The sequence below is a fragment of the Plantibacter sp. 2H11-2 genome (genome assembly GCF_050031945.1).
GTDB classification, from domain to species: Bacteria; Actinomycetota; Actinomycetes; order Actinomycetales; family Microbacteriaceae; genus Plantibacter; species Plantibacter auratus.
Genome location: NZ_JBNBBL010000001.1, coordinates 335,020 through 359,534 on the forward strand (window position 1 = coordinate 335,020; position 24,515 = coordinate 359,534).

A 24,515-nucleotide genomic window follows, 5' to 3' on the forward strand; every position below is an offset into this window, starting at 1 on the left:
GCATTCAGGAGCGGGCGCGCGCGACCTCGATCAGCTCGGTGATGAGCTCGGGGTAGCTGAGCCCCGAGGCCAACCAGCAGCTCGGGAACATCGAGATCGGAGTGAACCCCGGCATGGTGTTGACCTCGTTGACGACGAAGCCGTCCGCGGTCAGGAAGAAGTCGACCCGGGCGAGCCCCGCGCAGCCCAACGCCTCGAACGCCCGACGCGAGAGGTCCTGCATCTCCGACAACTGCTCGGGACGAAGGTCGGCGGGGCAGACGAGCTCGATACCGGGTGCGTCGAGGTATTTCGCCTCGAAATCGTAGAAGTCGCGTCCGGTCACGACGACCTCGCCGGCCACCGAGACCCGAGGTGCCTCGCCGGGGAGGGACTCGAGGACCGCACATTCGACCTCTCGGCCCACCAGACCGGTCTCGACGAGCACGGTCGAGTCCTCGGCGAGGGCCAGTTCGATCGCCGCACGGAACGCGTCCGGCGTCGACACCTTCGACACGCCGACGCTCGAACCGGCTCGCGCCGGCTTCACGAACGCCGGTGACCCGAGCGATCCGAGCGATGCGAGCACCTCCTCGGGTGCCGTGGCCCACTCGTGGGCGGTGAACCGCACCCACGGCGCGACGGCGATCCCGGCGGCCTGGAGCACCGTCTTCGTGAAGTGCTTGTCCATGCCGAGGGAGGACGCGAGGACGCCGGAGCCGACGTACGGGAGGTCGACGAGCTCGAGCATGCCCTGCACGGTGCCGTCCTCGCCGAACCGACCGTGGAGGATCGGGAAGACGATGTCGATGGGACCGAGGGTGAACGGGACGCCGTCCTCCCCGACCACGGTCAGCTCACGGCTGCCGACGCGCTCAGGCCAGCGCACGGCCGGCCGCGAGGGGTCGACCTCCGGCAAGTGCGCGGGGTCGAGCGCGTACCGGCTCGGGTCGTCGACCTCGAGGACGTACGAGCCGTCGTGGGCGATCCCGACCGGGTAGACGTCGTACCGTTCGCGGTCAATCGCGGCGAGGACGCCGCCCGCCGTTGCGCAGCTGATCGAGTGCTCGCTTGAACGGCCTCCAAAGAGCACCACCACTCCGGTCTTGTGCGTCATCGTTGCTTCTCTCCCCCTGGGGTTCGTCGTCGTCGGTCGTGAGGTGCGGTGCGATGTCCTTCGGGTCGAGCGTGCCGTCGAGCACCTGCTTGACCTGTTCGACGATGGGCATCGCGACCCCCTTCGCCTTGGCCAGCTCGAGCACCGGCGCCACGGACGCGAGCCCCTCCGCGGTCTGCTGCATCTGTTTGACGACGTCGTCGAACTGATACCCCTGGCCGAGCAGACGCCCCGCCGTGTTGTTGCGGGACAGCGGCGACTGGCACGTCGCGATGAGGTCGCCGAGCCCGGCCAGGCCTGAGAGGGTCTCCGGCTGCGCGCCGTGGGCCACCGCGAAGTCGGTCATCTCGACCAGCCCGCGGGTGATGATGGAGGCCTTCGTGTTCTCGCCGTAGCCGACGCCGTCGACGATGCCGATCGCGACGGCGATGAGGTTCTTGAGCACACCGCCGAACTCGGTACCGATGACGTCGGTGTTCACGAAGCTGCGGAAGTACCGGTTCCGGGCGAGGAGCGCGACCGTCTGCGCCGTCTCGAGGCTCTCCGAGGAGATCACGGCGGCCGTCGGCTGCTCGCGGGCGATCTCGAGCGCGAGGTTGGGGCCGGAGGCGACGGCGATGCGGGACGGGTCGATGTCGAGGGTTTCGCGGATGACCTCGCTCATCCGGGATCCGCTGCGCCGCTCGACGCCCTTCATGAGCGAGACGACGATGCTGCCGTCCTCGAGGTGCGGGCGGAGCGCGATGAGGTTGTCGCGCAACGACTGGCTCGGGACCGACAGGAACACGACCGAGGCACCGCGCACGGCGTCGACCATGCTCGCGGTCGCCGTCATCCTCATCGGCAGATTGATGCCGGGCAGGTAGTCACTGTTGCGCTTGGCCTCGGTGATCTCGCGAGCGAGCTCGGGCCGTCTGGCCCACATGACCACGTCGGAGCCACCGTCCGCGAGGATCTTGCCGAACGTCGTGCCCCAGCTGCCCGCTCCGAGCACGGCGACCCTCGTGGCGGCCGGTGGTTGCGGAACGTTCCTAGGACTCAAAGCGGCCTGTCTCCTTCTGCTGGTGTTTCGAGGGATCCCAACGCTCAGAGGGAGCTTGGGCACCGCGCAGTTCCTCGCAGAGGGCGGTGATGGCCTGCATGACGACCTCGGTCGCCTCGTTCAGCGTCTTCGAGTCTAGCGGCCGCCCGGCGAAGGCCGAGAGGTCCACCGGCTCGCCGATGGCGACCTCGACGCGCTTCCGCAACGGGAACACCCGCAGTTTGCCGTACCGCGGCATGACCTCCTGCGTGCCCCAGTGCGCGGCGGGGATGATCGGCAGGCCGTGCGTGAGGGCGATCCGGACCGCGCCGGTTCGCCCGCGCATCGGCCACAGGCCCGGGTCGCGGGTGAGCGAGCCCTCCGGGTACACGACGACACCCTGCCCGCGTTCGGTCAGGTGCGCTGCGGCGCTGACGGGGTCCATCCCACGGGCGGAGCCCTCGCGCTCGACGGGGATCTGTCCGGACTTCCGCAACAACCACCCGACCACCGGGACCTTGAAGAGACTGCCCTTCGCCATGAAGCGAGGCTGTCGCCCGAGCCGCCAGACGGCCACGCCCATGATCAGCGGGTCGAACTCGCTGTCGTGGTTGGGCGACAGGATGAACGGCCCCTCCTGCGGCAGGCGTTCGCCGTGCCGGACGCGGAGCTTGACGAGAGCACTGAACGGCGGGATCGCGATCGACGACAGCAACCAGTAGATCGACGGCCTCGACCGTTCCACCCCCACGGCGGACTACTTCGTTTCGAGGACGAAGTCAGCACCGAGCTGCTGGAGCTTCACGATGAAGTTCTCGTACCCACGGCTGATGATGCCGACGTTGCTGACCGTCGACTTGCCCTCGGCGGTGAGCGCCGCGATGAGGTGGCTGAAGCCACCGCGGAGGTCGGGTACCTCGATGTCGGCACCGTGCAACGGCGTCGGGCCGTTGATCACGGCGGCCTGCTCGAGGTTGCGCCGCGGCACCCGACGAGGCGTACCCGACAGCCCGTTGGGGTGCACGACGATGTTCGCGCCCATGGTGTTGAGCGCGTCCGTGAAGCCGAAGCGGTTCTCGTAGACGGTCTCGTGGACGATCGACTCGCCCGTCGCCTGCGTCAGCGCGACGATGAGGGGCTGCTGCCAGTCCGTCATGAAGCCGGGGTGCACGTCGGTCTCGATGACCACGGGCTTCAGCTCCTCCTTGCGGTAGAACCGGATGCCGTCGTCGGTGATGTCGAACCCACCACCGGCCTTGCGGAAGATGTTGAGGAACGTCATCATGTCCTGCTGCTTCGCGCCGCCGACGAAGACGTCGCCGTCGGTCGCGAGCGCGGCCGACGCCCAGCTCGCTGCCTCGTTGCGGTCGCCGATGGCCGTGTGGTCGTACCCCTCGAGCTTGTCCACGCCCTCGATGAGGATCACGCGGTTCGGCTCGTAGGAGATGATCGCTCCCATCTTCTGGAGGACGGCGATGAGATCCATGATCTCCGGCTCGATCGCCGCACCCTTGAGCTCCGTGGTGCCCTTGGCGCGGACCGCCGTGAGCAGGACCTGCTCCGTGGCGCCGACGCTCGGGTACGGGAGATGCACCGTCGTCCCGTGGAGACCGTTCGGGGCCGAGAGACGGATGCCCTGCGGGAGCTTCTCCACGACCGCGCCGAACTTGCGGAGCGCGTCGAGGTGGAAGTCGATGGGGCGGTCGCCGATGCGGCAGCCTCCGAGGTCGGGGATGAACGCCGCCCCGAGGCGGTGGAGCAGCGGCCCGCAGAACAGGATCGGGATCCGGGAGAAGCCGGCGTGTGCGTCGATCTCCTCCATGTGGGCGGACTCGACGTTGGTCGGGTCGAGGCGGAGCTCGTTCGGGTTCTCGCCCTCCGTCACGTCCACGCCGTGGATCTCGAGCAGGGAACGGACGACTCGGACGTCGCTGATGTTCGGCACGTTGCGCAGGACGCTGACGTTCTCGCCGAGCAGCGACGCGACCATCGCCTTGGTCACGAGGTTCTTGGCACCCTTGACCTCGATGCGGCCTCTGAGCGGGATACCGCCGTTGATCGTGATGCGGTCGACATCGAGTCCGACCGACGAGCCTGCCGCCTGTGACGCCTGGACGAGTGAATTCAAACCGGTACCTACTGCCTTGCTACTTGACGGGAATGGTGCGGGGCAGCCAGTTCGGCCGCCGGGCCTCGAACGCGGTGATCTGCTCTTCGCTACGGAGCGTCAGCCCGATGTCATCGAGTCCTTCGATGAGCCGCCACCGAGTGTAATCGTCGACCTGGAACGAAACCGTGAGATCGCCGACCGTGATGGTGCGGGCGATGAGGTCGACGACGGAATCGGACCCGGGAGCGGCCTCGATCGCAGCCCAGAGCTGCTCGAGCTCCTCCTCGCTGACCTGGGCGGCGAGGAGACCCTGCTTCCCGGAGTTCCCGCGGAAGATGTCGCCGAAGCGGGAGGACACGACGACCTTGAACCCGAAGTCGCGCAAGGCCCACACGGCGTGCTCACGCGACGAGCCGGTGCCGAAGTCGTGCCCCGCGACGAGGATGCTGGCACCCTGGTAGACGGGCTGGTTCAGGACGAAATCGGGGTCCTGACGCCACCCCGCGAAGAGCGCGTCCTCGAAGCCGGTCTTCGTGACCCGCTTCAGGTAGACGGCGGGGATGATCTGGTCGGTGTCGACGTTGGAACGCCGCATCGGAGCGGCGACGCCGGTGACGGTCGTGAACTTGTCCATCAGGCGTGCACGCCTTCCTGCTCGGTGGCGGCGTGTCTGCCGGGCTCGACCTCGAGATCGGCCGGGCTGGAGAGTGTTCCGCGGATGGCGGTCGCCGCGGCGACGAGCGGCGAGACGAGGTGTGTGCGGCCGCCCTTGCCCTGGCGACCCTCGAAGTTGCGGTTCGACGTCGAGGCGCAGCGCTCCCCCGGAGCGAGCTGATCGGGGTTCATCCCGAGGCACATGGAGCATCCGGCGAACCGCCACTCCGCACCGAAGTCGGTGATGATCTTGTCGAGCCCCTCGGCCTCGGCCTCGATCCGAACCCGGGCGGAACCCGGGACGACCATGACCCGCACACCCTCGGCCTTCGTGCGGCCCTCGATGACGGATGCGAACGCCCGCAGGTCTTCGATGCGGCTGTTCGTGCAGGAGCCCATGAAGACCGCGTCCACCGGGATCTCCTTCATCGGGGTGCCGGCTTCGAGCGCCATGTACTCCAGGGCGCGCTCGGCGGCGGACCGCTCGTTCGGGTCGGCGATGGCCGCGGGGTCGGGCACGTTCTCGCTGAGCGAGACGCCCTGGCCCGGGTTGGTGCCCCAGGTGACGAAGGGTTCCAGCGTGTCGGCGTCGAGGAAGACCTCGGCGTCGAAGGCGGCGCCTTCATCGGTCGCGAGGGTGTCCCAGTAGGCGACGGCCTCGTCCCAGTCGGCTCCGGTCGGAGCGTGCGGGCGGCCCTGCAAGTAGTCGTAGGTGATCTGGTCCGGGGCGACCATGCCGGCCCGGGCCCCGGCCTCGATCGACATGTTGCAGATCGTCATGCGGCCCTCCATGGAGAGCGCACGGATCGCCGAGCCGCGGTATTCGAGGACGTAGCCCTGCCCACCGCCGGTGCCGATCTTCGCGATGACGGCGAGGATGATGTCCTTCGCGGTCACGCCCGGCCGCAACGTGCCCTCGACGGTGATCGCCATGGTCTTGAACGGCTTCAACGGCAGCGTCTGCGTGGCCATGACGTGCTCGACCTCGCTGGTGCCGATGCCGAAGGCCATGGCCCCGAAGGCGCCGTGGGTCGAGGTGTGCGAGTCGCCGCAGACGACCGTGATCCCGGGCATCGTGAGGCCGAGCTGCGGACCGACGACGTGGACGATCCCCTGGTCGAGGTCGCCGAGGGAGTGGATCCGCACCCCGAACTCCGCGGCGTTGCGACGGAGGGTCTCGATCTGTGTGCGGCTCGTGAGGTCGGCGATCGGCTTGTCGATCGCGAGCGTCGGGGTGTTGTGGTCCTCGGTCGCGATCGTCAGGTCGACGCGACGCAGCGGCCGGTCGGCCAGGCGCAGACCGTCGAAGGCCTGCGGGCTCGTCACCTCGTGGACGAGGTGCAGGTCGATGTAGATGAGGTCGGGTGTGCCGTCCTCGCCCTTGACGACGAGGTGGTCGTCCCAGACCTTCTCGGCGAGCGTGCGCGGGTGCTCGGGAATGCTCGGGACGGACGGATCGGCGTTCAGCTGCGACATGTCGTGGAATTCCTTCAAACGATGAGTGGTCAGGCGTCAGCGACCTCCGCGACGAGGGAGCCTGGAACTAGGCCTCGTCGCGGCTGGGAAGGAGGAGCAGCCCGGACAACATTCGCCCAGCGTACCACCCGGTCCGTGACGAAGCCGTCGGCACCATCGTCGCTCGAGGGGACGCCGGTGCCGACACCGTGCTACTTCGGCGCGTCGATCCCGACGCGGTACTGCCCCTGGTCGTTGATGACCTCGACGGCCACCGGGTAGCTCTTCGCGTTGTACGAGAAGGTGCACTCGAACTGTGTCCCGGTCGTGGCCGGCTGATCACTCGGGCACTCGACCTTCTCGACGTCTGCGAGGCCGAAGTCCTGCTTGAGCACCTCGGCCACACCGGTCTGCACCGAGCCGCGGTCGAGCATCGGCGTGAACAGGCGACCGACCGAGAGGAGGGTGAGCGGGACGGCGATGAGCGATGCGGCGACCGCACCGACGAGCACGCCGATCCAGAGCTTGCGCCCGAGCGGCTTGCGGGCGGCCTTCGGCCCCGAAGCCGGCTGCTGGCCGGTCGCCCCGTACTCGGGGCCAGGACGGAACGGACCGGTCTGCTGTGGGCCGGACTGCGATCCATGCTGCTGTGGACCTGGCTGGAACGGGCCGTTCGGGTGCTGCGCCTGTCCCGGACCGAAGGGCTGTGGCCCGGTCGGGCGTGCCTGACCGTAGGGCGGCTGACCCTGCGGCCCCTGCGGCCGACCCTGAGGTTGGCCCTGCGGCGCGCCGAGCGGACGTCCCTGTGGAGCCTGGCCGAGGGCCCGACCCTGCTGAGGACCCCCGGGCGCATGACCGGGCTGACCAGTCGATGTCGGGGGCCGGAACCCGTCCGGACCGCCTGGCCGCCCCTGCTGCTGCTGCTGGTTCGGAGCTGCGTTCGAGGGCCGCTGCTGCTGCACCCACGGCTGCCCACCGGGCGCGCCGGCGAACGGCGCTCCGGACTGGGCTGGCGGCTGCGGCGCTGGACCGTTGGACTGCTGCCCTGGGGCGCCTCCCTGCGGACGGGGCCCTCCACCGGTCTGACCAGGTGCGGACGGCTGAGACGGGCCGTTCTGGGACGGGACGCCCTGCGGTGGTCCGTTCTGACCCTGCGGCGCGCCGTTCTGGGGTGCACCGTTCTGCGGCGGCGTCTGACGCTGCGGGCTGCCCGGCCCGAACTCCAGGCGGGGTGCGTTCGGGTCGGGGAATCCCGGCGGCTGCTGGTCGGGGCGCAGGGGGCCGCCGACCGGGGGCTTTCCGAGGTCCTCGGGTTTCTGGTCGTCGGTCATTTCCTCAACTCCTCGATCCGATCCCAGAACGCGGCCTGATCGGCCGCCGGGATCACCGTCACGTCGAATCCTGATGGTGCGGTCGGCAGGTCTTCGAGCGTCGACGTACCCGACACCTCGAAGCCGGCCTGCAACTGCAGCTTGGTCTCGCTCTCGACCGTCCCGCTCAACTCCATCTTCACGAGGCCACCCTCGGCGTTCTGGAAGATCGTCACCGGCAGGAGGGTCGCCAGGTCGTCCTCGCTGAACGCCGACACGAGGTCGTCCGGGAGGTCGAAGAGCGTCCCGACGGCCAGCACGCTCTCGAGGCTCGCGCTCGTCGAGATCTGTGAGGAGCCGTCGTTCCGCATCGAGACCACGACGCTGCTGAGCGCGCCGTCCCCCGAGCTGCGGGTCGTTTCGACCGCGGAGTAGATGTCGCAGGCGATGGAGATGCCCGGGTAGACACAGGCGGGTCCGAGTGACCCCTCCGCGTCCTCCTCGGCCACGTACTGCGTCTGGACGGCCACCCACTCAGTCGGCGCGAGCTCCTTGAGTTCACCGCCGAGCAGCAGGAGGTCGTAGTCGACTCCCGCCTGGTGATAGATGTCGACGGTGTCGCCGTCGGCGGAGCCCTTGTCCTGGCTGAACGAGGCGGTCGGGTCGCCGAAGAGGACCACCGAGTCGTTCTCGTGCGACTCGAGGTCCCCCGAGACGGCGTGGACGTATGCCGACCCGATCACGTCCGGAGCCTGGCCGATCTGGGCTGACAGCAGCTCGAACCTCGCCTCGGCGAGATCCTGCATGTACCTCTGCTGGGCGGCGGCGTCGGGGAACGCCGATCCGGGCGTCGTGCAGGCGCTCAAGGCGAGTGCGGCGCTCCCGGCCAAAGCCAGGACACCGATCCGCCGACGGTGTCGCGTCATGCTCGTGCGGGCGGTCATGACCCCTCCGCCAGAGCGTCGTTGTACAGGGTGAGCGCCCGCTGTCCGAGGACGGGGCCCTCGAGCCAGGAACCGTCGCCGCGCGAGGTGACCGAGGTGACGTACCCGGCGCCGGTGGCTGGATCCAGCCGGGTGAGCCAGCCGCCGCCCGAGCAACCCGGGGTCATGAGGCAGTCGACCCGGTAGCCGGCATAGCCCTTAGTGGCGGCCTGGCTCGCGCAGTAGCGCTGCGACTGACCGTCGAACGGGGCGGCCGACGGGTAACCGATCACGGTGATGCCCTCTGGCGGGGTACCGAAGGAGATGCCCTGACCGCCGGTCACCTCCTGGATCTTCTGACCCGACGCGTTCGGGGCGAGTCGGATGAAGGCGAAGTCGTAGGCCCAGCCGTTGCCGCTCGTCGCACCACTGGCGTCCGACGTCGCCTCACTGGTGAACTCGTCGGGGACGTAGGTGCTGACCCCGGCCCACTGCCCGTAGGGCTGGGTCTGGCCGTTGGCCGCGTCGGCCGGGATGAAGATGATGTTCTCGGCGAGCTGTTTGCCGTACGTGTCCCAGACGCAGTGGCCCGCGGTCAGGACGAGGTCCATGGTCGGGGCGTTGACGACGCTCGCGGAACAGACGTAGGTGGCGCCACCGATGGAGAAGTAGAGACGTCCCTGCGTGGCCGCCGCCAGTCCGGTCGCCGGGTACGGGTCGCCGGCTGCTGTCGGGGCGATGGCCTTGACGTCGACGTCGGGACCGACACCGGTACTGGGGTGCACGACCACGCCGGTGGCCTGGTCACCCGTGAGCGTGTCCTCCCCCGGCTTCAGGTCCGGTGCCGTCGCTCCCCCGAACTTGTCGTCGGTCCAGTAGTCGTTGACCTCCTGGGGACTCGCGTCGAAGTCCTTGCGCAGGGTGTCGTCGGTGCCGCCGGCGACGTCGACGACGGGGCCTGCACCGCCGGCTACGGGCTCCCCCGTCACCGGGATGGAGCACCCCGTCAGCAGGGCGGCGAGGATCAGGACTGCGGCTGTCGCCGGAGCGCGGCGCTTCTGCTTCACGGTCACCCGGCCAAGCTAGCACGCAGCGGCACTCGGCGAGATCGGTGCGGGCCCTGCCTTCCGCGCACCCCGGAGGGCCTGCGTGGACATCCCGGGCACGTTCGAGCCGCCAAATGAACGAAGCCCCGCTCCCTGATGACTCAGGAAAGCGAGGCTTCGTTCGGTGTTGTGACCCCAACGGGATTTGAACCCGTGCTGCCGCCGTGAGAGGGCGGTGTCCTAGGCCGCTAAACGATGGGGCCGTAAGCAACGGATATGAGTATGCCATACGATTTCGAGCCGTACAAATCGAGGCCACCAGCGGCATCCGACGGGCGTGTCGCGCGGTGGTCACGGTCGGCCGGACAGGCTCAGGCGAGCACGCGGAGTGCACCGGGGACCACATCGATCGTGACCGGCAGCGGACCGATGCGCTCCCCGTCGGCATAGGCCGTGACGCCGTCCGCGGCGATCGAGACCGAACGGACCCGCGACAGTCGCACGATGTCGAGATCCGTGTGGGCACCCGAGAAGACCTTGGGGAACAGCCGGAGGAACCGGAACCGTGACACGGGTGCGACGACGAAGAGGTCGAATCGGCCGTCGGCAAGGTCCGCCTGTGGCGCGATGAGCATGCCGCCACCGATCGAGGTGTTGTTCGCGACGGCGAGGAGGACGGCGTCGACCGTCTCCGGCGCCCCGTCCACGGTCAGCTCGTATCGACGCGCGCGGAGGGCGAGGAGCTCGCGGAGGATCGCGATCGTGTACCGACTGCGCCCGCGCGGCCGTCGCATGCGGTTCGCCCGTTCGTTGACGAGGGCATCGAAGCCTGCGGACACCGCACCGACGAACCAGGTCGTCCGCTCGCCGTCGGTCACCGTGCCGGCGTCGATCACGCGCGGCTCGCCCTCGAGCGCACGGAGCAGGGACGCGATCGCGGCTGTGGGATCCCCCAGCGGGATCCCGATTCCCCTGGCGATGTCGTTGCCCGTACCGGACGGGACCACAACGAACGGCAGGCCCGAGTCACGTACCGCCTCGACGGCCAGACTCACCATGCCGTCGCCACCGACGACGACGAGCGCGTCCAACCCGGCCTCGATCGCAGTCTGCACCGCACTCCGGAGCTGTCCGACGGTCCGCTCCTGCAGGCGGACGGCGCGATGCCCGGCTTGCTCGAGGGCGTCGAGCACCATCGGGCCCACGGCTCGGGTCGAGCCGAACGACGCGGTCGGGTTGATGGCGACGCCGATGCGTCGGGGCTGCGTGGTCACCTGCCGATTCTGACAGGCCCACGGCGGGTGGATACCCGGACGACCGGGTTGCCCCCGGCGCTCCCACGGTATTCACTCGTCCTATGAGACTCACGAAGTTCGAACATGCAGCATTCCTCCTCGAGACGGACGGCGCCAAGCTGATCGTCGACCCGGGCGCGTTCACGTCCCCGATCGCCGATGTGGAGCACACCGCGGCGGTCCTGATCACGCACCTGCACCCCGACCACTGGACCGCGGAGCACCTCGACCGCATCCTCGCCGCGAGCCCGGAGGCCGTCCTCTACGGACCGGCCGGTGTGGCCGCCGCCGCGGACGGGTACGACATCACCGTCGTCGCCCCGGGAGACGTGGTCGAAGCGGGGCCCTTCACGCTCCGCTTCTTCGGCGGGACCCACGCGGTCATCCATTCGTCGATCCCGGTGATCGACAACGTGGGCGTCCTCATCAACGACCTCGTGTACTACCCCGGCGATTCCTTCGCCGTCCCCGAGGGCGTCGAGGTCGACGTCCTGGCCGCCCCGGCGGGTGCACCGTGGATGAAGATCTCCGAGGGCATGGACTTCGTCACCGCCGTCGCGCCGAAGCGCGCGTTCGGTACGCACGAGATGGTGCTCTCGGGGCCGGGACAGAGCATGTCGCACGACCGCCTGCAGTGGGCGACCGAACAGGGCGGCGGGACCTACTACCCGCTCGCCCCGCTCGACACGCTCGAGGTCTGAGACCGGTCGACTACCGGCGGCGGAAGTTCGCCGCCGCCGGGCAGTCGAACGGGTCGCGGGCCGAGAGGCCGACCCGGTTGAGGTACTCGATGACGATGGCGTAGGACTGCAGCAGGGTCGTCTCGGTGTACGGCACCTGCTGGGTCTCGCAGTGCTCCCGCACGATGACGCGAGCACGAGCCAGAGCCGGGCGAGGCATGCTCGGGAACAGGTGGTGCTCGATCTGGTAGTTCAGGCCGCCCATGAAGGTGGCCATGCCGAAGCCGCGGACGTTGCGCGAGGTCAGCACCTGCTTGCGGAGGAAGTCGAGCTTCATGTCGGCCGGGATGATCGGCATGCCCTTGTGGTTCGGCGCGAAGGACGCACCCATGTAGACGCCGAAGACCGCGAGCTGGACGCCGAGGAACGCGAACGCCATGCCGACGGGCAGGAAGAGGAAGATCGCGGCCAGGTACAGACCGACGCGGGCGACGATCATGCTGATCTCGGCGGCGCGGCCGTCGACCTTGCCCGGACCGAAGAGGGTCTTGAAGGACAGCGCGTGGAGGTTGATGCCCTCCAACATGAGGAGGGGGAAGAAGAGGTAGCCCTGCTTGCGGGTGATGAGGGCCTGCAGGCCCTTGGCCTTGGCAGCGTCCTCCTCGATGAAGGAGATCGTGTCGATCTCGATGTCGGGGTCCTTCGTGACCTGGTTCGGGTTCGCGTGGTGGCGCGTGTGCTTCGTCATCCACCACGAGTAGCTGATGCCGACGATGCCCGCCGCGAGGAACCGGCCGGCGCGGTCGTTCGCGCGGCCCGACTCGAAGACCTGGCGGTGCGAGGCCTCGTGGGCGAGGAAGGCGAACTGGGTGAGGATGATGCCGAGCGCGCCGGCGATGAGCAGCTGGAACCAGGACTCGCGGAGCAGGACGAACCCGGTGACGCAGCCGAGGAGCGCGATGACGAGGAACGAGAACGTGAGGATGTAGAACGTGCGGTGGCGGCGGAGGAGTCCCGCTTCGCGAACCGTCTTCAACAGCGACGAGTAGGAGCTGGTGACGTTCGCAGCGCCGGGCTTGCGGGGGCTCGTGGCACGAACCGGGCCGAGGATGGCTTCAGTTGACATGGGCACTCCGGAGGAATCGTGTCGACTTCCCAGCCGGGGCGATGAGCGGATGCTCGGACGAGCGCGAGCTCTGCAGATGGCCACAGCCTACGGTCGGTGTCTGAAGAATCACCCCACATCACGACATCCGACCCCAGATCAGGCCACTCACCCGCCAGTTGTCGAGAAAAGACGCAGAATTGGCCAATCCGTTACGTGTTCGGCTGCCGTTTCGAGCCGAGATGGGCTAACGTGGATCGAAGTTGTTGTGTTGCGCAGGTATTTCAAGCCGCGTTTCCACCGATGGATACGCTGCTTTTCTGAGGAGCGAGCAAAGAACACCGCGACGAACGGGCCCGAAAGTCGGGAACGGTCACTCATGAAAGAGGAAATACATGTCAACTGGAACTGTGAAGTGGTTCAACGCCGAAAAGGGCTTCGGATTCATCACTCCTGACGACGGCAGCGCCGACGTCTTCGCACACTTCTCCGCCATCGCGACGAGCGGCTACCGCTCGCTCGAGGAGAACCAGAAGGTCGAGTTCGAGACCAACCAGGGCCCCAAGGGCCTGCAGGCCGAGAACATCCGCCCCCTCTGATTCTCTGATCAGTCGGAGCTGACGATCCGAGCGGCCGGTCATTCCAGCCCTCGCGTCTGAGACACCGAGAACCGCCCCTGACGTTCGCGTCAGGGGCGGTTCTGTGTGTCCGGGGTGGGTTTCGTGTTTCCTGGGCGGTTCCGCGCCTCCGGGCGACTCTCCTGCGGCTACTCCTGGACGGGGAGGAGGAGCTCAGGACCATCGCCCTGCAACGGCGCCACCCGGTGGAAGACGAGCTGCTCCGCGACGTCGGTCGCTGCGGACACCATCTCGTCGACCTCGTCCTGGTCGGCCTCGTGGTGCGGATCGAGCCAGGCGTCCCAGCATTCCGGAGGCAGCGTCACGGGCGTCCGTGGGTGCAGCTCCTGCAAGGGACCGACCGCCGGCCGCGTGAGGATGGTCGCACTCAGCACCCAACGCCGTGGGTCGTCGTCCGGTAGCGAGCGATCGCGCCACCACGAGTAGAGGGCCGCGAAGACGATCGGTTCACCACCAGCGGTCTGCACGTAGTACGGGGTCTTCGTCGCACCCTCGGTGTGCCACTCGTAGTACCCGGCGGCAGGGACCAACGCGCGCTTCTGCTTGACCGATGGCGCGAACGTGGGCTTGGTGGTGACCTCCTCCGCGCGAGCGTTGAAGGTCGGGTACTGACTCTTCAACTCGGTGGCGAACGACGGCACGAGTGACCACCGCGCCGATTCGAGCCGGCGGACCACCGGCCCCGTCTTCACCGAGTCGAGGATGATCGGGATCTGCTCGGTCGGGCGCACGTTGTACGAGGGCCCGGGCAGCTCGGCAGCCGCGTGGTCGATGTCGAAGAGCTCGATGAGTTCCTCGGTGGATTCGGTCACGACGAAACGTCCGCACATGGGCCCAGCGTACCGGGCGCTGCTGACACCGCGGACCGCGTGTCGGTGGGATGCAGGACCATGGTCGAGTCATCCGTCAGTCGTCGTCGAGACCGGATCGAGCCGGTTGACTTGTTCGAAGATATGTTCGAATATTGAGCCATGGCCCTCCGCGCACTCGTCGACTCCCCCGTCAGGGCGGACACCGCGACCGAGCTGCACGAACTCCAGGGGCGCATCAAGCGAATGCAGGGGACGCGCCTCGACACCCGATCCCTGCCGACCGCTCCTGAGCTCTCCCGGCTCCTGCCCGGTGGCGCCCTCCAGGCCGGAGGCAGCTACTCCGTGCTCGGCTCCACGGCACTCGCCATGTCGCTCATGGCCGGACCGTCCGCAGCCGGGACCTGGTGCGCCGTCATCGGTCTCCCGTCGTTCGGCGTGGAGGCGGCGGCCTCCATGGGCATCGACCTCGAACGACTCGTCCTCGTCCCCCAGCCCGGTCCGGACTGGCTCACGGTCACCGCGGCCATGGCCGACGTCGCCGGCGTGCTCATCACAGCGCCTCCCGGACGGATCGCCCCGAGCGACGCCGCCAGACTCGCGGCTCGCCTCCGGCAGCGCGAGGCCGCACTGATCGTCCTCGGTTCCTGGCCGCAGAGCGATGCGACGTTGCGCGTGACCGAGAGCTCCTGGAGCGGCCTCGGGGCGGGGCACGGACATCTCCGGCATCGGCGGCTCACCGTCAGCTCGATGCTCGGCCAGGGGGCTGCGGGCCGGCCCAGGACCGCACACCTGACGCTGCCCCTGGGGTCGACCGAGGGTCGCACCGCGCCGCTCGCCGGCTCCGGCCTCCTCGACGACGACACGGTCGTCCGGCTCCCGATGGTCGTGAACCGATGACGACCGAACCGCCTGCGGGACCGGTCGAGCGCACCATGGTCCTCTGGTGCCCCGACTGGCCGATCGTGGCGGCACGACTCTCCGGGACACTGTCCGAGGACACGACCGACGCTCCGCTGGCCCTGGTCGAGCATGGTGAGGTCCTGGCCTGCGACGCCACCGCACGTCGAGCAGGAGTGCGGCGAGGACTCCGTGTCCGCGAGGCTGAGGCCCGCTGTCCGGAACTGGCGACCGCCGACTACGACCCGGTCGTCGACACCCGCGCCTTCGAGCCGATCCTCCTCGGCATCGAGGAGCTCATGCCGGGCGTCCAGCCCTTCCGGGCCGGGCTCTGCGCCATCCGATCCCGAGGACCGAGCAGATACTACGGCGGCGAGTCGGCTGCGGCGGAGGTCCTCCTGGCCCGCCTCGACGAGCTCGGTGTCCCCGATGCACGGATCGGCATCGCCGACGGCCCCTTCGCCGCGGAGCAGGCCGCGAGGTCCACCGCGTTCCAGCAGGACGGTTCCCGGATCATCGTCATCCCCTCCGGAGCCTCTCCCGCCTTCCTGGCCCCACTCCCCCTGTCCACACTCGGGCGCCCCGAACTCAGCTCACTGCTGCACCGGCTCGGGATCAGCACCCTGGGGGCGTTCGGCGCACTGCCCGCGACCGAGGTCCGCGACCGCTTCGGCCCCGACGGCGCCCGAGCGCACCGCCTCGCAGCCGGCGCGGACGCCCGAAGCGTCGTCCCTCGCGTGCCGCCGACGGAGCTGGCCGTGTCGATCGCCTTCGAGCCCCCGCTCGACCGCATCGATCAGCTGACCTTCGGGTTCCGGCAGTCCGCGGAACGGTTCATCACCGGCCTGGCCGAGGCCGGCCTCGTGACCACCGCGATCACGATCAGCATGCGGAGCGAGCGCGGGGAGCGCTCCACCCGTACCTGGCTCCACCCACGCTGGTTCACCGCCGGCGACGTCCTCGATCGCGTGCGCTGGCAGTTGCAGGGCGCGTCCAACATCGATCACGGACTCGCCTCCCCCGTCGAACTCGTCGAGGTCGTCCCGGAGACCCTCGACGACGCCGCGGAACACGAGGAAGGGCTCTGGGGCAGCGGACCGGATGAACGCATCCACAGCGGACTCGCCCGCGTCCAGAGCATGCTCGGTCACGACGGCGTCGTGACCGCGGTACCGTCCGGCGGACGCCTCCTCCTCGACCGCCGCATCCTGGTCCCCTGGGGCAGTGTTCCACCGGGTGGTGAGGCGGCCGTGGCCGAACGCAGGAACCGGCCCTGGCCCGGGACCATCCCGGGAGCGGCTCCGTCGACCGTCTTCGACACCGCCGTTCCGGTCGAGGTCGTCGACGCGACGGGACTGGCCGTGGCGGTCGACGAGCGCAGCACCGTGAGTGCAGCGCCCGCACGGTTCTTCGCCCTCTCGGACTGGCACGTCATCGACGGCTGGGCCGGCCCCTGGAGCATCGACGAACGCTGGTGGGACGACGACGGCCACCATCGCGTCCACCGTCTCCAGGTCCTCGACGACTCGGGTGAGGCCTGGCTCCTCCTGCTGGAGGAGCAGCACTGGAGGGCCGAGGCCCGCTACGACTGAACCGCATCACGTTCGCACCGCACCGCATGACGAAGGAGCCCAGCATGGGATGGAACAACCCCCCGGTCTCATGGTCGGAGTTCGAGCGCCGTCTGTCCGACGCGAGCCGACCGGCCACCCTGCCGCTGGGAGCCGACGGCGGGGACAGCCCAGCCTGGTCGCGGAAGCGTCAACCGTACGTCCCCGAACCACCGGAGCAGCGCCCGACGACGACGCGGGTCCCCTATGCGGAACTCCACGCGCACTCGAGCTTCAGCTTCCTCGACGGCGCGAGCCCGCCGGAGCGGCTCGTCGAAGAGGCTGCGGCACTCGGCCTGCACGCGCTCGCGCTCACCGACCACGACGGTTTCTACGGCGTCGTACGGATGGCCGAGGCGGCGGAACGGTTCCCCGACCTCCGAACGGTCTACGGTGCCGAACTGTCCATCGGCTTGGACCGGCCGCAGAACGGCGTCCCCGACCCCGTCGGGCATCATCTACTCCTGCTCGCCCGTCGAGCAGAGGGGTATCACCGCCTGGCCGGCGCGATCACGGACGCACAACTCGCCGACGGAGCCGAGAAGGGCCACCCGATCTACGACCTCGAGCGGCTCGCCGCTTCCGTCGCCGGCCACGTGACCGTGCTCACCGGGTGCCGCAAGGGGTTCGTCCGCACCGCGCTCCGTGAGCACGGTCTGGAGGCCGCCGCCGCCGCGGTCGACCGACTCGTCGCCCTGTTCGGTCCGGAGCACGTCGTCGTCGAGTTGAGCGACCACGGCCACCCGGAGGACTCGGCGGAGAACGATGCACTCGCCGAGATCGCGGCGTTGCTCGACCTCACCGTCGTCGCCACGGGCAACGTCCATTACGCCACACCCGAGCAGCATCGACTCCAGACCGCGCTGGCGGCCGTCCGAGCACGACGCAGCCTCGACGAGCTCGACGGATGGCTTCCCGCGGCCGGAACCGCGCACCTGCGGAGCGGAGCCGAGATGGCGGACCGGTTCGCCAGATATCCCGGAGCGGTGGCACGGAGCGTCGAGCTGGCCGACGAACTCGCCTTCAGCCTGCGGGCGGTCCGCCCGAAGCTCCCGCGACAGCGCGTCCCGGAGGGCCATACGCCCATGAGCTGGCTTCGGCACATCGTGCTCGAAGCCGTCCCCGTCAAGTACCCCGACGCCACTCCCGAACACCTCCGACGCATCGAACGGGAGCTCGAGGTCATCGAGCAGAAGGACTTCCCCGGGTACTTCCTGATCGTGCACGACATCGTCAGTTTCGCCCGCGGCCGGGGCATCCTCTGCCAGGGACGCGGTTCCGCCGCGAACTCGGCCGTCTGCTACCTGCTCGGGATCACCGCCGTCGACTCGATCTTCTACGAGCTGCCGTTCGAACGGTTCCTCTCCAGCATGCGGGAGGAGGAGCCCGACATCGACGTCGACTTCGACTCCGACCGGCGCGAGGAGGCCATCCAGTACGTCTACGAGACCTACGGGCGCCGCAACGCCGCTCAGGTCGCGAACATCATCAGCTATCGGCCGAAGTTCGCCGTCCGCGACACCGCCAAGGCGCTCGGGTACAGCCCCGGTCAGCAGGACGCCTGGTCGAAACAGGTCGAGCGTTGGGGCGGGGTCATGTCGAGCGCCGACCACGACATCCCCGAGCGCGTCGTCGGTCTTGCGCAGCAGATGCTCACCCTGCCTCGGCACCTGGGCATCCACTCGGGTGGCATGGTGCTGACCGATCGGCCGGTCGGCGAGGTCTGCCCGATCGAGCACGGGCGCATGGACGGTCGCACGGTCCTCCAGTGGGACAAGGACGACTGCGCCTGGATGGGTCTCGTCAAGTTCGACCTCCTGGGTCTCGGCATGCTCTCGGCCATCCAGTACTGCTTCGACCTCGTGGCCGAGCACACCGGGGAGCGCTGGACCCTCGAGACCATCCCGAAGGACGAAGCAGGGGTCTACGACCAGCTCTGCCGGGCCGACACCATCGGGGTCTTCCAGGTGGAGAGCCGCGCGCAGATGGGCATGCTGCCACGCTTGCTCCCCCGCCGGTTCTACGATCTCGTCATCGAGGTCGCCATGATCCGCCCTGGGCCCATCCAGGGCGGCGCGGTGCACCCCTACCTGCGCCGGAAGACCGGCCAGGAGCCCATCACCTACCTCCACCCGAGCCTCGAACCGGTCCTCGAACGCACGCTCGGCGTGCCGTTGTTCCAGGAGCAGCTCATGCAGATGGCGATGGCCGTCGGTGGGTGCTCGGCCGAGGACGCTGACCTCCTGCGCCGGGCGATGGGATCGAAGCGCGGCGAGGAGAAGATCGAGAGCCTCAAGGACACGCTGTACCTCGGCATGGCCGGTAACGGCATCGTCGGTGCGGACGCCGATGCCGTGTACGCCAAGATCCAGGCCTTCGCCAACTTCGGCTTCGCCGAGAGCCACTCCCTGAGCTTCGCCCTCCTCGTCTACGTGAGCGCCTGGCTGCGCCTACACTACCCGGGGGCCTTCCTCGCGGCCCTGCTCCGCGCGCAGCCCATGGGGTTCTACTCGCCGATGACCCTCGTCGCCGACGCCCGCCGACACGGCGTCTCCGTCCTGCGCCCCGATCTGCATCGCTCCGGCGCACAGGCCGGCCTCGAAGCGCTCGACCCGGAGGCCACCCCCGGCGCCCCGGTCGCTCCCGGCGGGCGCACGCGCTGCCTCGAACACGAACAGGGGCCGACCGGGCTCTTCGATCCGCTCCTTCCCGACGATTCGGCAGGACACCGGCGCGACGGCGCACTCGCCGTCCGGCTGGGACTCTCCTCCGTCCAGGGGATCGGTGAGGAGCTCGCGAAGCGGATCGTCGCCGAACGGGAGTCCGGAGGGCTGTTCACCAGCCAGGCCGACCTGGCCAGGCGGATCGGCCTGAGCTCCTCGCAGTTGGAGTCGCTGTCGGCGGCAGGCGCCTTCGACGGATTCGGCCTCACCCGTCGTGAGGCGATGTGGGGCGCAGCGCAGGCCAGTCGGCATCGTCCCGACCAGCTCGAGGGGACGTTCACGACCGTGCAGCCGCCGTTGCTCCCGGTTCCGACGGCCGCCGAACAGCTCATCTCCGACATCTGGTCGACCGGGATGTCGACCGACGACCACCCCATCCGACACGTCCGTGCCGAACTCACACGGCGAGGTGCGCTACGGTCCGACGAACTCCTGACGGCGCAGACGGACCGTCGCGTGGAGGTCGGGGGCGTCGTGACGCATCGGCAACGGCCGGCGACAGCGAGCGGCATCACCTTCATGAACCTCGAGGACGAAGCGGGACTCGTCAACGTGATCTGCAGTGTCGGCGTCTGGAACCGGTATCGCCGCGTGGCCAGGGAAGCCCCGGCGATGGTGGTCCGCGGCATGCTGGAGCGATCACCGGAAGGCATCGTCAATCTGGTGGCGGATCGGTTGGAAGCGCTCCGGATCGGGGCGAACACCCGTTCGCGCGACTTCCAATGACCCGTCACGACCAAACCGCGGCGGGCTCCTCCTCCGAACACCCTCTACAGCACAGCACGAGACTCATGGGATTCCCAGGCAGGCCCCGGGAAGGAATGACCGGGAGCCACCCGGCGTTGTCCCCAGTGTTGAGTAGACCAGAAGGGGGTCACCCATGGCGAGAGTGTACGAAGAGATCGAAGGCCGGACCGGCGAGGTGGAACGGTACCGTCACCACCCGAACGGCAAGGGCATGGTCGCAGCTCGTGCACTGATCGATCCGTCGGCGTTCATCGAACGCACTACCTTCGTGGAGGCTGACGCGGACATCCGTGCCAACGCCTGGATCGGTGCCGGAACCTGGATCGACCGGTCCGCAGTGATCGGCGAAGGCGCCTTCATCGGCGCGAACGTCCACATCGGGGAGCGCTGTGTCATCGGACGCGGAGCGCGGGTCGGAAGCGACGCCCGTCTCGGCGCCGACGTCCAGGTCGCCCACGGCGCGAGCGTCGATCGAGATGCCAGGGTCGCAGACCGCACCGTGGTCGGCAGTGAACGACCGGTCATGACCGAACCGACGGTCCGTCAGACGAACCGCGCCCCGCGCCGACCTCGTGCGAACGGCACCGACCGGTTCGGGAAGGCCGCCTGACCGGCAGACCGCTCCACCACCGTCATGCAGGGCCCGGACTCGTGAGTCCGGGCCCTGCGTCGTCTCCGCCGGACACGACACACATTTCAGACAACTAACATATCAGGATGGACCTGAAGGACTACCTGCGCATCCTCCGCCATCGCTGGCTGCTCATCGTCGCGATCACCATGGGAGCAGCGGCGCTCGCCCACGGGTACACCCTCATCACCCAACCCGTGTACCAGTCGACGGGCCAGCTGTTCGTCGCCGTCACCGGCGGCGACTCCGTCGGCGACCTCAATCAGGGCAACGCCTTCGCCCAGAGCCGCGTCGCCTCGTACGTGATCCTCGCCACCGGTTCGACCGTCCGGTCCACGGTGGCCGACCGCCTCGACCTCGACCCCGCGTCGCTCATCGGAACGATCTCAGCGTCCAATCCCGCCCAGTCGGTCCTGATCGACATCTCCGCCGTCGACAGCGATCCGGTTGCGGCAGCCCGCATCGCGAACACCGCAGCCCAGGTGCTCGTCGACCTCGTCGACGACGTCGAGAGCGCCAACGAGGTGGACTCCGCCGGTGCGCTGGGCGATCCGACCCCGGTCGGGCTGACGATCGTGGAAGAGGCGTCTCCACCCCGGTCCCCCGTCGCGCCGAACGTGCTGCAGAACCTCGCGGTGGGCATCCTCGCCGGCCTCGCCCTGGGCGTCGGGATCACGCTGCTGATCGAGGTCCTCGACACCCGACTCCGCGGTCGCTCGGCGATCGAGAAGCTCACGGACACGAGCATCCTCGGCGCCTTCCACACGGAACCCACCGACGCGGCCCAACTCATCCTCGGATCGACGGAGAGCTACAGCCGGCGCGCCGAGAGTTTCCGGCAGCTTCGGACACACCTCCAGTTCGCCTCCATCGACGGCGGACTCCGCAGTGTGATGGTCACGTCCTCGGTCCCGGGCGAGGGGAAGAGCACCACCGCGGCGAACCTCGCGCTCGTCCTCGCAGAGGCGGGGAACTCCGTCCTCCTCGTCGATGCGGACCTGCGCCGACCCCGCCAGCACGAGATGTTCGGTCTCGAGGGTGCGGTCGGGCTCACGACAGTGCTCACCGGCAGGATCAGCCTCGGCGATGCCTCGCAAGCGGTCAACGGGGCGGGGCGTCTCGCCGTCCTCACCTCCGGCGAGCTGCCGCCGAATCCGAGCGAACTCCTCGGATCAGCAGCGATGGAGCGTGCGCTCTCCGAGATGGAACGCGCGTACGACGTGGTGGTCATCGACACGCCCCCGCTCATCAACGTCTCGGACCCGACAGCACTGTCGACCCTTGCGAGCGGCGTCCTGCTCGTGGCGTCGGCCGACGGCCGACTGCACCGCGACCAGCTCCGACAGTCCCTCGAGAACCTCAGCTTCGTCCAGGCGAAGCTCCTCGGGGTCGTCCTCAACCGCATCGAGGTGGCTCGAGGAGAGCAGTCGTCGTCCTACGCGTACTACCACCGGACCGCCCCGACGCGTCGACCACGGCGGACCACGGCATGAACACCCCGCTCGATCCGCCTCCGACCCGGATCCTGATCGTCTGCACCGGCAACATCTGTCGATCCCCGTATGCCGAGTTCCTCCTCGGCGGTGGGCTGTCGGAGGTCGACGCGTCCGGCTTCGAAGTGCGGAGCGCCGGGACGGGCGCGCTGCGCGGACACCCGATCGACCCCTCGAGCGCGGCGTTGCTCGGTCCGCTCGCCGCGACGGCCGCCGGCTTCACCGCGACGCAGCTCACCGCCGACCTCGTGGCTCGACAGGACGTCGTCCTCACCATGACGCGGGAGCATCGCAGCGCTGTCCTCCGGCTGTGCCCGGAGGCGCTGCGTCGGACCTTCTCCCTGCGTGAGTTCGCCCGGCTCCTCGACACCGTCGACTCGGGACGACTTCCCCGCCCTCGAGCAGGGCGCTGGATGCGTCTTGCCCCCGAGCTGGCGGCCAACCGGACGAGCGCACGACTCCCGGATCCGGCCCAGGACGACGTCGTCGACCCGTTCGGTCAGGGCCCGGAGGTCTTCCGTCGGATGGCGTCGCAGATCGCCCCGGCGGTCGAGCGCATCATCGCGTTCGAGCGCACTGCCGTCGAGGAGGATTCGGGGCCTCGTTGAGGACGTCGGTGTGCCACTGCACCCACCGGCCCACGGACGGGCCGAGCACGCCGGAAACGACGAAGGCCCGCGATGATCGCGGGCCTTCGTCGTGATGTTGCTGTCTGGCTGACCTTACGAACGTCTACTCAAACCATTGGAATCTACCTTTCACCCCTGATGAACTGCGGAAACTCGCGGAAGTAGGCGACAGAGTGGACGGTTTGAGCGAGCCCGTTTCGTACCGAGCCCACGAGCTGTCGAAGCGGCTTGGAGCGGAGATGGTGAGTGAAGTAGTCCGTCGTGCGAACGCAGGTGAAAGCGTCCGGTCACTTGCCCAGGAGCTTTGTGTAGCCAACTCGGCGCTGACGCGCATGCTGCGTGAAGAGGGAGTCGCAATCCGGAGGTCGAAGGTGACCGTCGAAGACGAGCGGACACTGGCCTCCGCATACGAGGCAGGTCACTCGATCGCGGAGCTTGAGAAGCAGTTCAAGCTTTCGCACGGTGCGGTGCTTCGGGCGTTGCACCGCGTAGGCGTCGAGATGAGGGCAAAGGCTCCGCGCGTCACAACGAGGTGAGCCGTGACCTGATCCAGGCGAACCGAACAGCGGGGCTCAGAGAACGGTTCGCCGCTAGCGCCAGTCGTCGATGTCTGGCTCGTAGTCGTCATACCCCAGGTACGAACGCAGAGCGTCGTCTTCGAGTGTTGCCTTGTCATCCTCGATGAACGACTCCACGCCGTCCAGAAACACCACTTCGTCCTCAGTCAGGTCGAGGCCGCACACCGGGCATCCGAACGCGAGAGGAATCCACTCGACGGAGACCACGATGTAGACATTCTCGACGTTGCCTTGCCGATCATGGTCGAGTATCTCCTCGTAATCCTCTTGGTTCTCGAGGGCAAAATGCAGGTAGCCAGAGCGGCTACATGCCGGACACTCGTGTCGTTCCCACACATCTCCGTCCTGGCCGTAAACCGAGCGGGTTGGCTTTCTTGCCTCATGGCGATCAGGACAGTTTCGCGATCGGGCTCGCTCATACTCGGGAACAGTGAGGTGAAGTACTCCGTTGCCGCGAGCAGCTTTGCATCGAGCACGAGCTTGACCTGATCGGCGCGCGCGTCCCTGAGGCCCGTGACGACGGCGAGGTGTGTGGGGCCCCAGTAGTCGTCTTCGCTAAACGAAGGAACGAGACCAGGGAGCAGCCCGACGACGTGGGCAAGTTTGACCACGGCCTCCGCCAGGTCGGCCGGGTCAACGATCGCAATGTGAGCCGCCGCGTTGCGGGTCTCCATCACGAACTTGATGTCTACTTGGTCCCCAAGTTTTGGATCGAGCTGACGGAGGATCGTGTGCCCTTCGCCCCAAGTTATCGTGCGGAGCGAATGGATGTCCAGTGCACCGATGACGTTGCCCTTCGAGAGCGCGAACCGCGCCGCCGGGACCTTCCCGTCCGCGAGGAGTGCGGTGTCGACCGAAGCGACGCACGCCATGATCAACTGCTCGGCAGCGTGTCCAAGTGAAAGAGCAGCCCGGAGTAGTACCTGATCGTCGGGATCGGCGTAGTGGCTCACGGCAAAGCGAGCCGATGATGCGGATGCCTCCCAGAGCCGTTCGGGAAGTGTGTCAAATGGGTGCGCCATGGCCAGAGCCTAACTTCGCGCGATCGGAAACTGAGTCAAC

Annotated in this window: 23 protein-coding genes and 1 tRNA gene; 9 read left to right on the forward strand and 15 right to left on the reverse strand. The window is 68.4% G+C overall.

The annotated features are described in order from the left end of the window. Positions 1-4: 4 nt before the first annotated feature. The 11 genes from ACQG07_RS01525 to ACQG07_RS01575 form a co-directional block, all read right to left on the reverse strand. Entirely contained in the window at positions 5-1,096 is a 1,092-nt protein-coding gene (locus ACQG07_RS01525) for a D-alanine--D-alanine ligase family protein (protein WP_192005136.1), read from the reverse strand. Continuing rightward, positions 999-2,138: an NAD(P)H-dependent glycerol-3-phosphate dehydrogenase gene (locus tag ACQG07_RS01530; RefSeq protein ID WP_426736960.1), complete on the reverse strand. Its 1,140-nt coding sequence runs from the start codon at positions 2,136-2,138 to the stop codon at positions 999-1,001. Before ACQG07_RS01530 ends, ACQG07_RS01525 begins: the two co-directional genes overlap by 98 nt. Then, positions 2,128-2,868 carry a lysophospholipid acyltransferase family protein gene (locus tag ACQG07_RS01535; RefSeq protein WP_426736962.1) on the reverse strand — a complete coding sequence of 247 codons (741 nt, stop codon included), beginning with the start codon at positions 2,866-2,868 and terminating at the stop codon, positions 2,128-2,130. Before ACQG07_RS01535 ends, ACQG07_RS01530 begins: the two co-directional genes overlap by 11 nt. Before the next feature lie 6 nt (positions 2,869-2,874). Continuing rightward, positions 2,875-4,245: a UDP-N-acetylglucosamine 1-carboxyvinyltransferase gene (murA, locus tag ACQG07_RS01540; protein WP_064296294.1), complete on the reverse strand. Its 1,371-nt coding sequence runs from the start codon at positions 4,243-4,245 to the stop codon at positions 2,875-2,877. 19 nt (positions 4,246-4,264) lie between these two features. Next, positions 4,265-4,861, reverse strand: coding sequence for a 3-isopropylmalate dehydratase small subunit (gene leuD / locus ACQG07_RS01545; RefSeq protein WP_274499730.1), 597 nt, complete (start codon positions 4,859-4,861; stop codon positions 4,265-4,267). Then, on the reverse strand, positions 4,861-6,357 hold the full coding sequence (gene leuC, locus ACQG07_RS01550; protein WP_079705635.1) for a 3-isopropylmalate dehydratase large subunit: 1,497 nt from the start codon (positions 6,355-6,357) through the stop codon (positions 4,861-4,863). Before leuC ends, leuD begins: the two co-directional genes overlap by 1 nt. Positions 6,358-6,548: 191 nt before the next feature. Further along, complete coding sequence (locus ACQG07_RS01555; protein WP_426736963.1) at positions 6,549-7,667, reverse strand: DUF4333 domain-containing protein; 1,119 nt, start codon at positions 7,665-7,667, stop codon at positions 6,549-6,551. Beyond that, positions 7,664-8,590 (reverse strand): hypothetical protein, encoded by a 927-nt coding sequence (locus ACQG07_RS01560; protein WP_426736964.1) that lies wholly within the window; start codon positions 8,588-8,590, stop codon positions 7,664-7,666. The genes ACQG07_RS01555 and ACQG07_RS01560 overlap by 4 nt, the downstream gene beginning before the upstream one ends. Then, a complete protein-coding gene (locus ACQG07_RS01565) occupies positions 8,587-9,642 on the reverse strand; it encodes a trypsin-like serine peptidase (RefSeq protein WP_274499727.1) in 1,056 nt (351 codons plus the stop codon). Before ACQG07_RS01565 ends, ACQG07_RS01560 begins: the two co-directional genes overlap by 4 nt. A 163-nt stretch (positions 9,643-9,805) precedes the next feature. Further along, positions 9,806-9,878, reverse strand: a tRNA-Glu gene (locus ACQG07_RS01570). Between the two features lie 108 nt (positions 9,879-9,986). Then, the gene (locus ACQG07_RS01575) at positions 9,987-10,889 is read right to left on the reverse strand and encodes a diacylglycerol/lipid kinase family protein (RefSeq protein ID WP_426736965.1); all 903 of its coding nucleotides are present in this window, start codon (positions 10,887-10,889) and stop codon (positions 9,987-9,989) included. 83 nt (positions 10,890-10,972) lie between these two features. Between ACQG07_RS01575 and ACQG07_RS01580 the strand changes: the two genes are divergently transcribed. Next, positions 10,973-11,611, forward strand: coding sequence for an MBL fold metallo-hydrolase (locus tag ACQG07_RS01580; protein ID WP_124769078.1), 639 nt, complete (start codon positions 10,973-10,975; stop codon positions 11,609-11,611). A 10-nt stretch (positions 11,612-11,621) separates the two neighbouring features. Here ACQG07_RS01580 and ACQG07_RS01585 read toward each other — a convergent pair whose 3' ends face one another. After that, positions 11,622-12,716: a fatty acid desaturase family protein gene (locus ACQG07_RS01585; RefSeq protein WP_085510601.1), complete on the reverse strand. Its 1,095-nt coding sequence runs from the start codon at positions 12,714-12,716 to the stop codon at positions 11,622-11,624. Positions 12,717-13,090: 374 nt separating this feature from the next. Between ACQG07_RS01585 and ACQG07_RS01590 the strand changes: the two genes are divergently transcribed. Continuing rightward, positions 13,091-13,294, forward strand: coding sequence for a cold-shock protein (locus ACQG07_RS01590; protein WP_056006986.1), 204 nt, complete (start codon positions 13,091-13,093; stop codon positions 13,292-13,294). 167 nt (positions 13,295-13,461) lie between these two features. Here the strand turns inward: ACQG07_RS01590 and ACQG07_RS01595 are convergent, their stop codons facing one another. Then, complete coding sequence (locus tag ACQG07_RS01595) at positions 13,462-14,163, reverse strand: SOS response-associated peptidase (protein WP_124769077.1); 702 nt, start codon at positions 14,161-14,163, stop codon at positions 13,462-13,464. 141 nt (positions 14,164-14,304) lie between these two features. Here ACQG07_RS01595 and ACQG07_RS01600 point away from each other — a divergent pair, with 141 nt between their 5' ends. From ACQG07_RS01600 to ACQG07_RS01630, 7 genes are all read left to right on the forward strand, one after another. Continuing rightward, on the forward strand, positions 14,305-15,042 hold the full coding sequence (locus ACQG07_RS01600) for a hypothetical protein (protein ID WP_193555816.1): 738 nt from the start codon (positions 14,305-14,307) through the stop codon (positions 15,040-15,042). Next, a complete protein-coding gene (locus ACQG07_RS01605; RefSeq protein WP_137241895.1) occupies positions 15,039-16,634 on the forward strand; it encodes a DNA polymerase Y family protein in 1,596 nt (531 codons plus the stop codon). Before ACQG07_RS01600 ends, ACQG07_RS01605 begins: the two co-directional genes overlap by 4 nt. A gap of 44 nt (positions 16,635-16,678) precedes the next feature. Continuing rightward, a complete protein-coding gene (locus tag ACQG07_RS01610) occupies positions 16,679-20,101 on the forward strand; it encodes an error-prone DNA polymerase (protein WP_426736966.1) in 3,423 nt (1,140 codons plus the stop codon). A gap of 154 nt (positions 20,102-20,255) precedes the next feature. Further along, entirely contained in the window at positions 20,256-20,732 is a 477-nt protein-coding gene (locus ACQG07_RS01615) for a DapH/DapD/GlmU-related protein (protein ID WP_079002213.1), read from the forward strand. A 107-nt stretch (positions 20,733-20,839) separates the two neighbouring features. Continuing rightward, positions 20,840-22,246 carry a polysaccharide biosynthesis tyrosine autokinase gene (locus ACQG07_RS01620; protein WP_426736967.1) on the forward strand — a complete coding sequence of 469 codons (1,407 nt, stop codon included), beginning with the start codon at positions 20,840-20,842 and terminating at the stop codon, positions 22,244-22,246. Beyond that, entirely contained in the window at positions 22,243-22,854 is a 612-nt protein-coding gene (locus ACQG07_RS01625) for a low molecular weight phosphatase family protein (protein WP_411558179.1), read from the forward strand. Before ACQG07_RS01620 ends, ACQG07_RS01625 begins: the two co-directional genes overlap by 4 nt. A 392-nt stretch (positions 22,855-23,246) precedes the next feature. Next, positions 23,247-23,411: a helix-turn-helix domain-containing protein gene (locus tag ACQG07_RS01630; RefSeq protein WP_426736969.1), complete on the forward strand. Its 165-nt coding sequence runs from the start codon at positions 23,247-23,249 to the stop codon at positions 23,409-23,411. Between the two features lie 54 nt (positions 23,412-23,465). Here ACQG07_RS01630 and ACQG07_RS01635 read toward each other — a convergent pair whose 3' ends face one another. Together ACQG07_RS01635 and ACQG07_RS01640 are read right to left on the reverse strand one after the other, a co-directional pair. Then, positions 23,466-23,618, reverse strand: coding sequence for a hypothetical protein (locus ACQG07_RS01635; protein WP_426736970.1), 153 nt, complete (start codon positions 23,616-23,618; stop codon positions 23,466-23,468). Then, a complete protein-coding gene (locus tag ACQG07_RS01640) occupies positions 23,600-24,475 on the reverse strand; it encodes a hypothetical protein (protein WP_426736971.1) in 876 nt (291 codons plus the stop codon). Before ACQG07_RS01640 ends, ACQG07_RS01635 begins: the two co-directional genes overlap by 19 nt. Between the last annotated feature and the right edge of the window lie 40 nt (positions 24,476-24,515).